This is a genomic window from Pseudomonas helvetica, from assembly GCF_039908645.1.
GTDB lineage: Bacteria > Pseudomonadota > Gammaproteobacteria > Pseudomonadales > Pseudomonadaceae > Aquipseudomonas > Aquipseudomonas helvetica.
In genome coordinates, this window is record NZ_CP150917.1 from 1,384,632 (window position 1) to 1,399,746 (window position 15,115).

At 58.4% G+C, this 15,115-nt stretch carries 15 protein-coding genes; 12 read left to right on the forward strand and 3 right to left on the reverse strand.

The window, feature by feature from the left end; genetic code table 11:
* The first annotated feature begins 16 nt into the window (after positions 1-16).
* Together ftsB and ispD are read left to right on the forward strand one after the other, a co-directional pair.
* The gene (ftsB, locus tag AABM55_RS06155) at positions 17-295 is read left to right on the forward strand and encodes a cell division protein FtsB (RefSeq protein WP_019692104.1); all 279 of its coding nucleotides are present in this window, start codon (positions 17-19) and stop codon (positions 293-295) included.
* Entirely contained in the window at positions 292-999 is a 708-nt protein-coding gene (gene ispD, locus AABM55_RS06160) for a 2-C-methyl-D-erythritol 4-phosphate cytidylyltransferase (RefSeq protein WP_347929088.1), read from the forward strand. Before ftsB ends, ispD begins: the two co-directional genes overlap by 4 nt.
* Positions 1,000-1,637: 638 nt before the next feature.
* On the opposite strand, the gene AABM55_RS06165 is transcribed toward ispD, so the two are convergent.
* Entirely contained in the window at positions 1,638-2,534 is an 897-nt protein-coding gene (locus AABM55_RS06165; protein WP_103315508.1) for a LysR substrate-binding domain-containing protein, read from the reverse strand.
* Positions 2,535-2,640: 106 nt separating this feature from the next.
* Between AABM55_RS06165 and AABM55_RS06170 the strand changes: the two genes are divergently transcribed.
* The 8 genes from AABM55_RS06170 to rpoS all read left to right on the forward strand — a co-directional run bounded on the left by AABM55_RS06170 (position 2,641) and on the right by rpoS (position 9,771).
* Positions 2,641-3,753, forward strand: coding sequence for an S-(hydroxymethyl)glutathione dehydrogenase/class III alcohol dehydrogenase (locus AABM55_RS06170; protein ID WP_054595925.1), 1,113 nt, complete (start codon positions 2,641-2,643; stop codon positions 3,751-3,753).
* A gap of 8 nt (positions 3,754-3,761) precedes the next feature.
* On the forward strand, positions 3,762-4,607 hold the full coding sequence (fghA, locus tag AABM55_RS06175; RefSeq protein WP_019692108.1) for an S-formylglutathione hydrolase: 846 nt from the start codon (positions 3,762-3,764) through the stop codon (positions 4,605-4,607).
* 42 nt (positions 4,608-4,649) lie between these two features.
* The gene (ispF, locus tag AABM55_RS06180) at positions 4,650-5,123 is read left to right on the forward strand and encodes a 2-C-methyl-D-erythritol 2,4-cyclodiphosphate synthase (protein WP_054595926.1); all 474 of its coding nucleotides are present in this window, start codon (positions 4,650-4,652) and stop codon (positions 5,121-5,123) included.
* The gene (gene truD / locus AABM55_RS06185) at positions 5,120-6,178 is read left to right on the forward strand and encodes a tRNA pseudouridine(13) synthase TruD (RefSeq protein ID WP_054595927.1); all 1,059 of its coding nucleotides are present in this window, start codon (positions 5,120-5,122) and stop codon (positions 6,176-6,178) included. Before ispF ends, truD begins: the two co-directional genes overlap by 4 nt.
* Positions 6,166-6,915, forward strand: a complete 750-nt coding sequence (gene surE / locus AABM55_RS06190) for a 5'/3'-nucleotidase SurE (RefSeq protein ID WP_347929089.1) — start codon at positions 6,166-6,168, stop codon at positions 6,913-6,915. The genes truD and surE overlap by 13 nt, the downstream gene beginning before the upstream one ends.
* Before the next feature lie 41 nt (positions 6,916-6,956).
* Positions 6,957-7,592 (forward strand): protein-L-isoaspartate(D-aspartate) O-methyltransferase, encoded by a 636-nt coding sequence (locus tag AABM55_RS06195; RefSeq protein WP_173859967.1) that lies wholly within the window; start codon positions 6,957-6,959, stop codon positions 7,590-7,592.
* A gap of 211 nt (positions 7,593-7,803) precedes the next feature.
* The gene (locus AABM55_RS06200; RefSeq protein ID WP_054595930.1) at positions 7,804-8,661 is read left to right on the forward strand and encodes a peptidoglycan DD-metalloendopeptidase family protein; all 858 of its coding nucleotides are present in this window, start codon (positions 7,804-7,806) and stop codon (positions 8,659-8,661) included.
* A 105-nt stretch (positions 8,662-8,766) separates the two neighbouring features.
* Positions 8,767-9,771 (forward strand): RNA polymerase sigma factor RpoS, encoded by a 1,005-nt coding sequence (rpoS, locus tag AABM55_RS06205; protein WP_054595931.1) that lies wholly within the window; start codon positions 8,767-8,769, stop codon positions 9,769-9,771.
* A gap of 514 nt (positions 9,772-10,285) precedes the next feature.
* On the opposite strand, the gene fdxA is transcribed toward rpoS, so the two are convergent.
* The gene (gene fdxA, locus AABM55_RS06210) at positions 10,286-10,609 is read right to left on the reverse strand and encodes a ferredoxin FdxA (protein ID WP_019692115.1); all 324 of its coding nucleotides are present in this window, start codon (positions 10,607-10,609) and stop codon (positions 10,286-10,288) included.
* A gap of 142 nt (positions 10,610-10,751) precedes the next feature.
* Positions 10,752-13,331 carry a DNA mismatch repair protein MutS gene (gene mutS / locus AABM55_RS06215; RefSeq protein ID WP_216741024.1) on the reverse strand — a complete coding sequence of 860 codons (2,580 nt, stop codon included), beginning with the start codon at positions 13,329-13,331 and terminating at the stop codon, positions 10,752-10,754.
* Positions 13,332-13,531: 200 nt separating this feature from the next.
* Between mutS and AABM55_RS06220 the strand changes: the two genes are divergently transcribed.
* Both AABM55_RS06220 and AABM55_RS06225 read left to right on the forward strand, forming a co-directional pair.
* Positions 13,532-14,266: an XRE family transcriptional regulator gene (locus tag AABM55_RS06220; RefSeq protein ID WP_054598255.1), complete on the forward strand. Its 735-nt coding sequence runs from the start codon at positions 13,532-13,534 to the stop codon at positions 14,264-14,266.
* A 500-nt stretch (positions 14,267-14,766) separates the two neighbouring features.
* Positions 14,767-15,114: a phage holin family protein gene (locus tag AABM55_RS06225; RefSeq protein WP_054595933.1), complete on the forward strand. Its 348-nt coding sequence runs from the start codon at positions 14,767-14,769 to the stop codon at positions 15,112-15,114.
* Position 15,115 lies beyond the last annotated feature (1 nt).

Sequence of the window (15,115 nt, forward strand, 5' to 3'; positions counted from 1 at the left end):
GGATACCTGATATTCGATGCGCAGTCCTTACTGGTTGTTTCTTGTCTTGCTCTTGCTGCTGGCTGGTTTGCAATACCGCCTGTGGGTGGGTAATGGCAGTCTGGCGCAAGTGGCCGAGTTGACTCAGCAAATTGCTGATCAGCATGCTGAGAACGAGTCGTTGCTGGAGCGCAATCGGGTCATGGACGCCGAGGTCAGTGAGTTGAAAAAAGGCATGGAGACCGTTGAAGAACGGGCTCGCCATGAGTTGGGCATGGTCAAGGATGGTGAAACCCTTTACCAGTTGGCCCAATGATGAATACGTTACCGGCCTTCTGGGCCGTGATTCCTGCCGCGGGCGTCGGTGCCCGTATGGCCGCGGACCGTCCCAAGCAATATCTGCAACTGGGCGGACGCACTATTCTCGAACACAGCCTTGGCTGTTTCCTCGATCATCCAGCCTTGAAAGGCCTGGTGGTCAGTCTTGCCGTTGATGATCCTTATTGGCCAACCCTGGCGTGTGCCACCGACCCGCGTATCCAGCGGGTGGACGGTGGTGAAGAGCGCTCGGGTTCGGTGCTGAACGCGTTGCTGCATTTGCACGCGCAAGGCGCTGCCGATGAAGACTGGGTGTTGGTCCACGACGCTGCGCGACCGAACCTGGCTCGCGACGATCTCGACAAGTTGTTGTCGGAATTGGCTGACGATCCTGTCGGCGGGTTACTGGCTGTGCCTGCGCGTGACACGCTCAAGCGTGTGGACAAGCATGGTCGGGTCCTTGAAACGGTTGATCGCAGTTTGATCTGGCAGGCGTATACGCCGCAGATGTTTCGTTTGGGGGCTTTGCATCGGGCGTTGGCGGACAGTCTGGTGGCTGATGTGACCATTACTGATGAGGCGTCTGCGATGGAGTGGTCGGGTCAGGCGCCACGCTTGATCGAGGGGCGGGCGGATAATCTCAAGGTTACTCGGCCTGAAGACCTTGAATGGCTGCGGCTGCGTTGGGCTAATCGCCGCTGATTCCTCTGTCGCTCCGCTCAACTGATGTGGGGGGGCCGGGCTTGCCCGCGATGGCGGCCGGACAGCCGACCAATCTCCCGCAGATGTACATAGATCTCCTGTGGGAGCCGAGCTTGCTCGCGATGGCGGCCTGACAGCCGACCAATCTCCCGCAGATGTACATAGATCTACTGTGGGAGCTGAGCTTGCTCGCGATGACGGCCTGACAGCCGACCTATCTCTAAGCAGGTGTACATATCCATTTCTGCGGTAACGGCCGCTTGGGGTTTCGCCCTTACGGCGAGTCCCTTTTTCAAACGCCAAAAAGGAACCAAAAGGCTTCGCCCCAAGCGTACGGCACCTCGCCTAGGCTCGGCGTTCCCTCACTCCGGTATTCATCAGGGGGCATCGCCTACGGTCTGCTTCGCGACGACCTCCTCTCGATGTGTCCGGCTGCGCCGTACGGCGCTGCGCGCCCACCCCCTGATGAACACCTGCGCTCGGCCTTCCGATAGGGGCGGGTGGATCAAGATCAGCAGCGGCAGGCGAGCTAACGCTCGGCCTGTTGAGTGGTGGGGGGCGTGTCATTGGTTATCTTTGGAGCTGCGGTAGGCTGCGATTCTTTGATTCTTTGATCCTTTGATCCTTTGATCCTTTGATCAAAGTTGGTATTCCGGCCTTTTTGCCAACCCTTCTTTCAGATAGTCCACGAGTTTGCGCACTTTCGGCGATAGATGCCGTTGCTGCGGATACAGTGCCCAGACGGCGGTGTTCGGTGGTTGATGGGCATCCAGCAACGACACCAGTGCGCCATTGTTCAGGTGCTCCAGCACGTAATAGTCCGGCAGCTGACACAACCCGACACCTTGTAGTGCTGCGTCCAGCACCGCTTGCCCGCTGTTACAGCGCCAATTGCCTTGTACTCGCTGGGAAAATTCTCTGCCGTCCTGTTCCAGTTGCCAGATATCCGAGCTGCCGATCAGGCAGTTGTGTCGACTCAGCTCGGACAAACTATGCGGTCGGCCATACCGTTCCAGATAGGACGGTGATGCGCACAAGTACATACGTCGTGGCGCCAGGCGCGTGGCCACTAGCCGTGAGTCTTGCAGGCGGCCGAGCCGGATTGCCAGGTCCAGGCCCTCGTGCACCAGGTCGAGCGGGCGGTTGCTCAGCTCGATATCGACCCGCAATTGTGGGTAAAGCCCCATGAAGCTGGTCACCAGCGGAACGATGAAACGTTCGCCGTACGCCACTGCACAGGTCATGCGCAGCATGCCTTTGGGTTCGCTGGTCAGGTCGCCGACGGCGCGCAAGGCTTCTTCGCGTCCGTCTTGCAAGCGTTGGCAGTGTTGCAGGAAAGTCTGCCCGGCTTCGGTCAGCGTCACCCGACGGGTACTGCGGTAAAGCAGGCGGGTTTGCAGGCGCTCTTCAAGGCGTACGATTTGTCGACTGATGTGCGAGGACGAAACCCCGAGGCGTTCGGCGGCAGCCGTGAACTGGTTGCATTCGGCGACGGCGACGAATTCATCGATGCCTTCCCAGCGGTTCTCGGACATGAGGATTATCCCTGTGCAGCAATAATGTTTTGCTTTCGGCTGGATTATTAATCGTCTGGTGGTGTTTTACACTCGTTGTCTCGTTTTTATTCGCTGGAGAGACAGGATGATCAAGTCGCGCGCTGCCGTTGCCTTCGAGGCCAAGAAACCCCTTGAGATCGTTGAAGTCGATGTCGCCATGCCCAAGGCGGGTGAAGTCCTGTTGCGTGTGGTCGCCTCCGGTGTTTGCCATACCGACGCCTACACCCTGTCGGGCGCTGACCCGGAAGGTATCTTCCCGTCGATCCTCGGCCACGAAGGTGGCGCGATTGTCGAAGCTATCGGGGAAGGCGTGACTTCGGTCGCGGTCGGCGATCACGTGATTCCGCTGTACACCCCGGAATGCGGCCAGTGCAAATTCTGCAAGTCGGGCAAGACCAACCTCTGCCAGGCTATTCGTGCGACCCAGGGCAAAGGCCTGATGCCGGACGGAACTACGCGTTTCTCCTACAAAGGTCAGCCGATTTTCCACTACATGGGTACTTCGACCTTTTCCGAATACACCGTGTTGCCGGAAATCTCCGTCGCGAAGATTCCTAAAGAAGCGCCGCTGGAAAAAGTCTGCCTGCTGGGTTGCGGCGTCACCACCGGCATCGGCGCGGTCATCAACACTGCCAAGGTCAAGCCGGGCGACACCGTGGCCATCTTCGGCCTGGGCGGTATTGGCCTGTCTGCGGTCATCGGCGCGGTCAAGGCCAAGGCTGGGCGAATCATTGCCATCGACATCAACCCGGCCAAGTTCGAAATCGCCAAGCAGTTGGGCGCTACCGATTGTGTAAACCCGAAAGATTTCGACCGTCCGATTCAGGACGTGATCGTCGACATGACTGACGGCGGCGTCGACTTCTCCTTCGAGTGCATCGGCAATGTACAACTGATGCGTGCGGCACTGGAGTGCTGCCATAAAGGTTGGGGTGAGTCGGTGATCATCGGCGTTGCCGGTGCTGGCCAGGAGATCTCCACTCGTCCGTTCCAACTGGTGACCGGTCGCGTCTGGCGCGGTTCGGCATTTGGCGGCGTGCGCGGTCGCACCGAGTTGCCAAGCTACGTGGAAATGGCCCAGAGCGGCGAAATCCCATTGGACACGTTCATCACCCACACCATGGGCCTGGAAGACATCAACAAGGCATTCGACTTGATGCATGAAGGCAAAAGCATCCGCTCTGTCATCCATTTCTGAGGTCGGTCATGAGTCTGGAAAATCTCTCATGCCAGAAGAGTTTCGGTGGCTGGCATAAACGCTACAAGCATCATTCCGAAGTGCTGGGCTGCGACATGGTGTTTGCCGTGTACTTGCCGCCGCAAGCGGAGCAGGGCGGTAAGCTGCCGGTGTTGTACTGGTTGTCGGGATTGACCTGCACCGACGAAAACTTCATGCACAAGGCCGGCGCGATGCGCATGGCGGCCGAGCTGGGGTTGATCATCGTCGCGCCGGACACTAGTCCGCGAGGTGCCGATGTTCCGGGCGACCCGGATGGCGCATGGGATTTCGGCCTCGGTGCCGGGTTCTATCTGAACGCCACGCAGGAACCCTGGGCCAAGCACTATCGGATGCACGACTATGTGGTGCAGGAATTGCCTGCGTTGGTCGAAGCGCATTTTCCGGCCTCGGACAAACGTGGCGTCAGCGGCCACTCCATGGGCGGGCACGGCGCACTGGTCTGTGCCTTGCGCAACCCTGGGCGGTATCAGTCGGTGTCGGCCTTCGCGCCTATCAACAATCCAATGGATTGCCCTTGGGGTCAGAAGGCGTTTTCGCGCTACTTGGGCGAAGAGCGTTCGAAGTGGCGCGAATGGGATGCCTGCGTGCTGATCAGCGAGGCCAGCGAAAAACTCCCGCTGCTGGTGGATCAGGGTGATCGGGATGACTTCCTCGCCACTCAGCTCAAACCCGAAGCACTGCAGCAGGCGGCGAAACTGGCCGGCCATCCGCTGACCTTGCGTCTGCAACCGGGCTACGACCACAGCTATTTCTTTATCGCCAGCTTTATTGATGAACACTTGCGACATCACGCACACGCTCTAGGCGCCTAAAGCAGGTAGAATCACGCCCTGACTAAATCGGGGCGTTTTTTTATGCGTATTGGCCACGGCTATGATGTGCACCGTTTCGCTGAAGGCGATTTCATCACTCTGGGCGGCGTGCGAATTGCACACGGTTTCGGGCTGCTTGCCCATTCCGACGGCGACGTCTTGCTGCATTCATTGAGCGATGCCTTGCTCGGCGCAGCGGCGCTGGGCGATATCGGTAAACACTTTCCAGACACCGACCCGCAATTCAAAGGTGCTGACAGCCGCGTACTGTTGCGTCACGTTGTCGCGCTGATCCACGCCAAGGGCTGGAAGGTCGGTAATGTCGATAACACCATCGTTGCCCAGGCGCCGAAAATGGCCCCGCATATCGAATCGATGCGTGCGCTGATCGCCGCGGATCTTCAAGTTGAGTTGGATCAAGTGAACGTGAAAGCTACCACCACCGAAAAGCTCGGCTTTGTCGGTCGCGAAGAAGGCATCGCCGTGCACTCCGTTGCCTTGTTGCTGCGCGCATGAATGAACTGCAATTGCTCGGCCCGCGCGCTTACGGTGAAGCCCTCGGCACTGCCGTATTGAAAGCCATCGCGGAAGATTTTCAGGTCGATGAAGTCCTCGATATCCCGCTGACCGGCGAAGGCGAACACCTGTGGATCTGGGTGGAAAAACGCGGCTTGAACACTGAAGAGGCGGCCCGGCGGATTGCCAAGGCTGCCGGCGTGCCATTGCGCACCGTCAGTTATGCCGGCTTGAAAGATCGCCAGGCACTGACCCGCCAGTGGTTCAGCGTGCAATTGCCGGGCAAGGCCGATCCTGACTTGTCCGCGGCAGAAAACGACACACTGAAAATCCTCAAGACCGCACGCCATAAACGCAAGCTGCAGCGCGGTGCGCATTCGGCCAATGGCTTTACCTTGCGCTTGACCCAGTTTGCTGGCGACAAGGACGCGATTGACGCGCGTCTGCAATTGATCGCCAAACAAGGCATTCCCAACTACTTCGGCGCGCAGCGTTTCGGCCACAATGGCGGCAACGTGGTGGATGCCCGTGACTGGGCGGCACGTAAAGCCTTGCCGGAGCAGCGCAACGTGCGTTCACGCCTGCTCTCTACCGCGCGCAGCTTTCTGTTCAATCAGGTGTTGGCGGCGCGAGTTGCCGATGGCAGCTGGCAGCGCGCCCAGGTCGGTGACCTGCTGGCTTTCACCGACAGCCGCAGCTTCTTCCCGGCAGGTGAGGCCGAATGCAGCGATCCGCGCCTGGCAATCCTCGACCTGCACCCGACCGGGCCGCTGTGGGGCGAGGGCGAGTCCCCCGCGACCGGTGCGACTCATGAACTGGAGCAGCGGGTCGCGGCAGGCGAAGCGGATCTGCGCGATTGGTTGATAAACGCTGGAATGAGCCATGAACGTCGCATCCTGCGGCTGCCCATTGGCGGGTTGACGTGGCATTATCCCTCGCTGGACATTCTGCAACTGGAATTCGTCCTTCCGGCCGGATGCTTCGCCACCGTATTGGTGCGTGAACTCGTCGATCTGGTGCCGGTGGGGCAGACGGACAGCTCATGCGTATTCTGATTTCTAACGACGATGGGGTAACAGCGCCCGGTCTTGCCGCGCTTCATGCTGCGCTGGCGGATTACACCGAGTGCGTGGTTATTGCCCCTGACCAGGACAAAAGCGGCGCCAGCAGTTCGCTGACGCTTGACCGTCCGTTGCACCCGCAAACCCTGGCCAATGGCTTTATCAGCCTAAATGGCACGCCGACCGATTGCGTGCACCTGGGCCTCAACGGTTTGCTGGAGCGCGAGCCGGATATGGTGGTTTCCGGGATCAACATGGGAGCCAACCTGGGCGACGATGTGTTGTATTCCGGCACGGTTGCGGCAGCGCTCGAAGGGCGTTTCCTCACGCTGCCGTCGTTTGCCTTCTCGCTGGTATCGCGGCAAGTGGAAAACCTGCCGACGGCGGCCTACTTTGCGCGCAAGCTGGTGGAGGCTTATGCCGACCTTGATTTGCCACCGCGCACGGTGCTGAACGTGAACATTCCGAATCTGCCTCTGGAACATATTCGAGGTATCCAGCTGACTCGCCTGGGTCACCGTGCCCGCGCTGCCGCGCCGATTCAAGTGGTCGATCCGCGTGGCAAATCCGGCTATTGGATTGCCGCGGCCGGCGATGTGGAAGATGGCGGGCCTGGTACGGATTTCCATGCGGTAATGCAGGGTTATGTCTCGGTCACCCCACTGCAACTCGATCGTACCTTCAATGATGCCTTCAAAAGTCTTGATGGCTGGCTGGAGGGGCTGCGCTGATGGCTCGTGAACAAGACGATATCCTGCGTCGTGGTATCGGGATGACCTCCCAGCGCACGCGCGAACGGCTGATCCAGCGCTTATATGAGGAAGGCCTGTCCAACGCCCAGGTGTTGGAGGTCATTCGGCGGACACCGCGTCATCTGTTTGTCGATGAAGCCCTGGCGCACCGTGCCTACGAAGATACGGCATTGCCGATTGGCCATAACCAGACCATTTCTCAGCCTTATATGGTGGCTCGCATGAGCGAACTGCTGCTGGAGGCCGGTCCTCTGGATAAAGTGCTGGAGATCGGCACCGGGTCCGGTTACCAGACAGCGGTGTTGTCGCAATTGGTCGAGCGGGTGTTTTCCGTCGAGCGCATCAAGGTCCTGCAGGATCGTGCCAAGGAGCGCCTGGTCGAGTTGAACACGCGCAACGTGGTATTTCGGTGGGGCGACGGTTGGGAAGGCTGGCCAGCGCTGGCACCGTACAACGGCATTATCGTCACTGCGGTGGCGACCGATGTACCGCAGGCGTTGCTCGATCAATTAGCGCCGGGTGGGCGGCTGGTGATTCCGGTTGGTTCAGGGGAGGTTCAGCAATTGATGTTGATCATCCGTGAAGAACAAGGCTTTTCCAGGCGTGTTTTGGGGGGGGTGCGCTTTGTACCGTTGCTCCATGGGCCACTGGCTTAAGCATTTATTTAACGACGCTGAATTCTATTTGATTACCTTGGTCTTACAGCGGCATTGATCGGTTAAACGCGATTGAACAGCGATAAGCAAACGTGCGCGCGTGTCGATTTTGTTTTGCCGACGGTAAAGCCCGGACGGCCAGTTATACTTGCGACATTTCATGCCTGAATACGGCGATTTTTATTTTCAACCACCACAAAGGGAGCGGCGGGTGAGTCTCACAGTCATTGCGCAGCGTATCGGTACAACAAGCTTTCAGCGCCTGGTGACTGGCCTTGTCTTGAGTTCCTTGTTGGTCGGTTGCTCCAGCACGCGTTCGGGCGATGTGCGAGTGGTCGATCGTAATAATGCGGCGGCCCAACGCCCCGCAGTAACCACCGGCCAATACGTGGTCCGTCGCGGCGATACCCTGTTCTCGATCGCGTTTCGCTACGGCTGGGACTACAAGGCCCTGGCGGCACGCAACAACATTCCTACGCCTTACACAATCCATCCAGGTCAGACGATTCGCTTCGACGGACGTTCCGGTTCAACGCCGACAGAGGTGGTGACCCCGTCCGGAACAACCGCTTCTCCTTCGAGCAAATTTACCGTAACCCGGGGTCCAGCCTCGGGTGCGACCACCGCGAAACAGACGGCTGCGCCGTCCGTCGCAAACAAGCCGACACCTGCGCCATTGCCTCCTGCAGGGCCCGCGCCGACAGGCTGGGGATGGCCATCCAACGGCATTTTGATTGGAAAATTCTCTTCAAACGGTAGTTTGAATAAAGGAATTGATATCGCCGGGGATTTGGGACAGCCTGTTTTAGCTGCGTCTGATGGGACCGTGGTTTATGCCGGGAGTGGCTTGCGGGGCTACGGCGAATTGGTCATCATCAAACACAGCGATACCTACGTCAGTGCCTACGGTCACAACCGCAGGCTGTTGGTTCGGGAGGGGCAGCAGGTCAAAGTCGGACAGACAATTGCCGAAATGGGGTCCACGGGTACAGACCGGGTGAAACTGCATTTTGAGATTCGCCGACAAGGTAAACCTGTAGATCCGCTGCAATTCCTGCCACGTCGTTGATTTGTTACCAGCCTGTTCCGTCACGTAGAGGGAACAGGCTCCAGCGTTGCCAAGGATAAAGGCGTCGCTTGAGCTTGAGGTCGAACTCACCAAAGGACTATAACAATGGCTCTCAGTAAAGAAGTGCCGGAGTTTGACATCGACGATGAGGTTCTCCTGATGGAGACCGACGTCGCATCGGATGAGATGTCGAATGAAGGATCAGCTACGCCTTCAGTTCGCTCCAAATCCAGGCACTCCGCAACACTCAAGCAGCATAAGTACATCGACTACACCCGAGCGCTCGATGCTACCCAGTTGTACCTCAACGAAATCGGCTTTTCCCCCTTGTTGTCACCGGAAGAAGAAGTTCATTTTGCGCGACTGTCGCAAAGTGGCGATCCGGCTGGGCGCAAGCGCATGATTGAAAGCAACCTGCGACTGGTGGTGAAAATCGCCCGACGCTATGTCAATCGTGGACTGTCGCTGCTCGACCTGATCGAGGAGGGCAACCTCGGCCTGATCCGGGCAGTGGAAAAGTTCGACCCAGAGCGCGGCTTCCGTTTTTCGACCTACGCGACCTGGTGGATACGCCAGACCATCGAGCGTGCAATCATGAATCAGACCCGGACCATCCGGCTGCCGATTCATGTGGTGAAAGAGCTCAACGTCTACCTTCGTGCGGCACGGGAGCTGACGCAAAAGCTCGATCATGAACCCTCACCCGAAGAAATCGCCAACCTGCTGGAAAAACCGGTAGGAGAGGTCAAGCGCATGCTGGGCCTGAACGAGCGGGTTTCTTCGGTCGACGTCTCGCTGGGTCCGGATTCGGATAAAACCCTGCTGGACACCCTTACGGATGACCGCCCTACCGATCCTTGTGAGCTGCTTCAGGATGATGACCTGTCGCAGAGCATCGATCAGTGGCTCTCGGAGCTGACGGACAAACAGCGCGAAGTGGTGATCCGCCGCTTCGGCCTGCGCGGCCACGAGAGCAGTACGCTGGAAGACGTAGGCCTGGAGATTGGCCTGACCCGTGAGCGGGTCAGACAGATTCAGGTTGAAGGTCTGAAACGTCTGCGTGAAATCCTTGAGAAGAATGGCCTGTCGAGTGAGTCGCTGTTCCAGTAGCAGGAGCGCGTTCACCTGATAACAATAAGCCCCGTCTGTTTCGGGGCTTTTTGTTATTCGCCGATTGGTAGGCTGTTTAAGCTTCGTAAGAGCTATTCGGACGCTTTCGCAGGTTAACGTAAGCCATGGCTTACTCTTTCGTAAGTGTTCGGTTTTTCTACCGGGTAGTGGTCGTCTATCTTTGTCGGCTTAATTATGTAAATTATTGATTTATAACAATATTTTTCATAGATAAACATGTCGTTTCATTCGGGCTTACCCGTGGCAGGTGATTGCTCTTACCGGGGAACTCTTTAATATCAGCCCTGTGTCGACGGATAGACACAGCCATCAAGGATGATGGTCAAGGAACATCGCAAGGACGTGATTCATCAGGACGATGAAAAGGAACACAAGGAATAGGGAAAAAATGTGGGCGGGTCATACCGCCCCTTTTTTTGCCCGCAGAAAAGGATCGCAACCCCCTGAAACGCAAAAAGGCCCGCAAGGGGCCTTTTCAAGAGCGCGACAATGATCAGCGAGCGAGGTCTTTGATCTTGCCTTTAACGCCATCAAACTCTGCCGCGTCTGGCAGCGGATCTTTCTTCTCAGTGATGTTGGGCCAGATCTCGGCCAGTTCAACGTTCAGCTGAATGAATTCTTGCATCTCACTCGGGACTTCGTCTTCAGAGAAGATGGCCACAGCAGGGCATTCCGGCTCGCACAGGGCGCAGTCGATGCACTCATCCGGGTGAATCACCAGGAAGTTCGGGCCTTCGTAAAAGCAGTCCACCGGACACACTTCTACGCAGTCGGTGTACTTGCACTTGATGCAGTTGTCGGTGACGACGAAGGTCATTCTAATTCTCTCCTCAGGCGGCGGCGTGCTGCGCCCCTTCACGGTGGGGTCGCCAGGTTTGGGAGCGATAGTCTGCAGACCAGGCTATTTGCCTGCAGCATCCCAAACCGCGCGAGATTCTAACAGCTTGCAGGCCAGTGCGTTAGATCCGTGTCTTTAATGTATAGAGCATTTCGAGCGCCCTACGGGGGGTCATGTCATCCAGATTAAGCTTGGCAAGTTCATCGAGCACTGGATGCGGCAGGCTGGCGAACATATCGCTCTGCTGCGGTGCGGCCGGTTTGCCTTTGCTTGGCTGCGCCGTTTCGTGAGGCAGTGCCGTGGCTTCCAGTCGCCCCAGATGCTCGCGAGCCCGCACAATCACCTCGGTGGGAACGCCGGCCAGCTGTGCAACCGCCAATCCGTAGCTCTGGCTGGCAGGGCCAGGCAGTACGTGATGGAGGAATACGATGCGCTCGTTGTGCTCGGTGGCATTGAGGTGGACGTTGGCCACCAGCGGCTGGCTTTCCGGCAGTACCGTCAGCTCGAAGTAATGGGTGGCGAACAGCGTATAAGCGCGCAGCTGAGCCAGACGCTCGGCCGCAGCCCAAGCCAGCGACAGACCGTCGAAGGTGCTGGTGCCGCGACCGACTTCGTCCATCAGCACCAGGCTGCGTTCGGTAGCGTTGTGCAGGATGTTCGCGGTTTCGCTCATCTCGACCATGAAGGTCGAACGGCCACCGGCCAGGTCATCACTGGAGCCGATCCGGGTGAAAATCCGGTCCACCAGCGACAATTCGCAGCTGGCGGCAGGCACGAAGCTACCGATATGCGCCAGCAGCACGATCAGCGCGGTTTGCCGCATGTAAGTGGATTTACCGCCCATGTTCGGGCCGGTAATCACCAGCATCCGCGTGCTGTCGTCCAGGCTCAGGTCGTTGGCCACGAACGGCGTGGTCAATACTTGTTCAACCACCGGGTGACGGCCCTGGCTGATGCGCATGCACGGCTCGCTGACGAACCGTGGGCAGTTCAGGTCAAGGTTCAGCGCACGCTCGGCCAGGTTGCTCAAGACATCCAGCTCGGCCAGTGCCGCGGCAGTGTCCTGCAGCGGTGGCAGTTGGCTGATCAGGTCTTCGAGCAGGGCTTCGTAAAGCATCTTCTCGCGGGCCAGCGCGCGGCTCTTGGCTGACAGGGCCTTGTCTTCGAAGGCTTTGAGTTCTGGCGTGATGAAACGCTCGGCACCCTTGAGGGTCTGGCGGCGGATGTAATCGGCCGGTGCCTGCTCGGCTTGCTTGCTTGGCAGCTCGATGAAGTAACCGTGAATCCGGTTGTAGCCGACTTTCAGGTTGGCCAGGCCGGTGCGAGCCTTCTCGCGGGCTTCGAGGTCGATCAGGAATTGTCCGGCGTTTTCGCTCAGCGATTGCAGCTCGTCGAGTTCGGCGTCGTAACCGGTTTTCAACACGCCGCCGTCGCGGATCACCGCCGGCGGGTTGTCGATGATGGCTTTTTCCAGCAGGGCGGCCAGCTCGGGATAGGTGCTGGTAGTCACCGCCAGTTGGTGAAGGTGTGGCGCCTCAAGCTCGGTCATCGCCACTTGCAGTTCTGGCAGGGCACCGAGAGCGTCGCGCAGGCGAGCCAGGTCACGCGGGCGAGCGTTACGCAGGCCGATACGCGCCAGGATCCGCTCGATGTCACCGATCTCTTTCAACTGCGGTTGGAGTTTCTCGAAGCGGTAACCGTCGAGCAGGCAGGTGATCGAGGTCTGGCGTGCCAGCAGCACGCTCAAGTCGCGCAGTGGGCGATTCAGCCAACGGGTCAGCAAGCGGCTGCCCATGGCGGTCTGGCAACGGTCGACGACCGATTGCAGGGTGTTCTCGCGGCCACCCGCCAGGTTGGTGTCCAGCTCCAGGTTGCGACGGCTCGCACCGTCCAGCACCACGGTATCGTCCAGACGCTCATGACGCAGGCTGCGCAAATGCGGCAGGGCGGTGCGTTGGGTTTCCTTGGCGTAGCTCAACAGGCAGCCGGCGGCACCGATCGCCAGGGTCAGGTTCTCGCAGCCGAAACCTTTGAGGTCCTGGGTGGAAAATTGCTGGCAAAGACTTTTCAGCGCCGAATCACGCTCGAAATCCCACGGTGCACGACGACGAACGCCACGGCGCTTCTCCGCCGGCAAGTCTTTTGGCCAATCGTCCGGAATCATCAGCTCGACCGGATTGACCCGCTCCAGCTCCGCCAGCAGGTTTTCCCAGCCTTTGATCTCCAGCACGCTGAAGTTGCCGCTGGTGATGTCCAGCACGGCCAGGCCGAACAGGCGCTCGTCACCCAGTACGGCGGCGATCAGGTTGTCGCGGCGCTCATCCAGCAGCGCTTCATCGCTGACGGTGCCGGGGGTGATGATTCGTACAACTTGACGGTCTACCGGACCTTTGCTGGTCGCCGGGTCGCCGACCTGTTCACAGATCACCACCGACTCACCGAGCTTGACCAGTTTCGCCAGGTAACCTTCCGCAGCATGGTAAGGAATCCCACACATAGGAATCGCCTGCCCGGCCGACTGCCCACGGGCGGTCAGGGTGATGTCCAGCAATTTGGCGGCCTTCTTCGCGTCTTCATAGAAGATCTCGTAGAAGTCGCCCATGCGGTAGAACATCAACTGGTCAGGATGCTGGTTCTTCAGACGCCAGTACTGCTGCATCATCGGGGTGTGGGAAGACAGATCGGAGAGTGCTTTATTCATCAGGTAATCAGGCGAATTCGTTGAAAGGGGTGGGGCAAAAGAGGGACATCAGCCCGGCTTTTCCGCGATGGGCGCAAGGTTACCATGGGCAGTCCGACCTACGCAGGGATGAAAGGCCCGATGCACAACTCTGCGTTTTATGCACTGGTTATGCAAAACAGCATTTGTCATCTTCGATAAGAACAAGCACTATGCGTGTTATGCAAAAACGCAATGTTTCTACCGTCTTAAGAGCACTGCTCGATCAGCACGGGATCTCCCCCACGGAGCTTCACCGTCGCACCGGCGTGCCTCAATCTACCCTCTCGCGGATTCTCAGCGGGAAGATCGTCGATCCTTCGGATAAACACATCTCGAAGATCGCCGAGTACTTCCGTGTGAGCACTGACCAGTTGCGTGGCCGCGCCGATGTTGCGTCGGCCAATGCGCCTGCACGCGAAGAGTCGCATTCGGAACTCAAGGACATAAGTCTGTGGGATGACGATACCCCCGTCGATGACGACGAGGTCTCGGTCCCCTTTCTTCGCGAGGTTGAATTGGCTGCTGGATCAGGAAGATTCGTCATCGAAGAGAGCGAGCGCTCAAGCTTGCGCTTCGGCAAGCGCAGCTTGCGGCATAACGGTGTGCAGTTCGACCAGGCCAAATGCGTGACCGTGCGCGGCAACAGCATGTTGCCGGTGCTGCGCGACGGCGCCACGGTTGGGGTCAATGCCGGCAAGTCCGGGATTGGCGATATCGTTGATGGTGATTTGTATGCCATCAACCATAACGGCCAGCTGCGGGTGAAGCAGCTCTATCGTCTGCCAACCGGTATTCGTCTGCGCAGCTTCAATCGCGATGAACACCCGGATGAGGACTACACCTTCCAGGAAATCCAGGAAGAGCAAATCGTCATCCTCGGCCATGTCTTCTGGTGGGGCATGTACGCCCGCTAACGCTTAGCTGTCAGACAAAACCCGCTATCAAGCGGGTTTTTTTTCGCCCGACGAAAACCATCCCACCCTTTGTTTACGGGGCTTTCATGCGTCCGTGCATTTCTTATGCATAAATAAATGCATTTATGCATTGACTGTATATGCATCCATGCATATTCTTTGTCTCAAGCCGCTCAACAACGGCTCGCAACGAAGCTCTTTAGTTCCACAGCAAAGGCAGCGATGAACCGGCCTCAACGGTTCAGAGGGTTGGCAACTGACCCGGGTGTGCAGCGTAAAGCACCGTAAGCAGTTATCCGGCGGACAGGGTCGCGGTCGGAGGAACAATTTGAATGGATCCGTACCGCGCCAGTAGCGCCGAAAGATCGGAAGGACCGTATTACTGAAAAGCCCGGGCGACCGGGCTTTTTGGAATGCCTACCTACCGTCAGGCACATCAAGAGACAGCGTTTGAACAACACACAAACCCATCACCTATTTATCAACGCAGGAGGCGTGACATGACAAACGAGCAGCAAGCGTTGGCGGACATGCCTATCTGGCTGGTCATCGCTCTGGCGGTGGTCGGCGGGGTGTCCGGCGAAATGTGGCGCGCCGACAAGGAGGGCGCTCGCGGCTGGCCACTGTTGCGGCGTCTGGTGCTGCGCTCCGGGGCCTGCATGGTCTGCGGGGTCTCGACCATCATGCTGCTGTATGCCGCTGGCGTGTCGATCTGGACCGCCGGCGCTTTCGGTTGCCTCACCGCGATGGCCGGTGCCGATGTCGCCATTGGCTTGTATGAGCGCTGGGCGGCGAAGCGGATTGGCGTCGATGAAATGGCGCCGCGTGACTCCAGCCAGGACCGCTAAT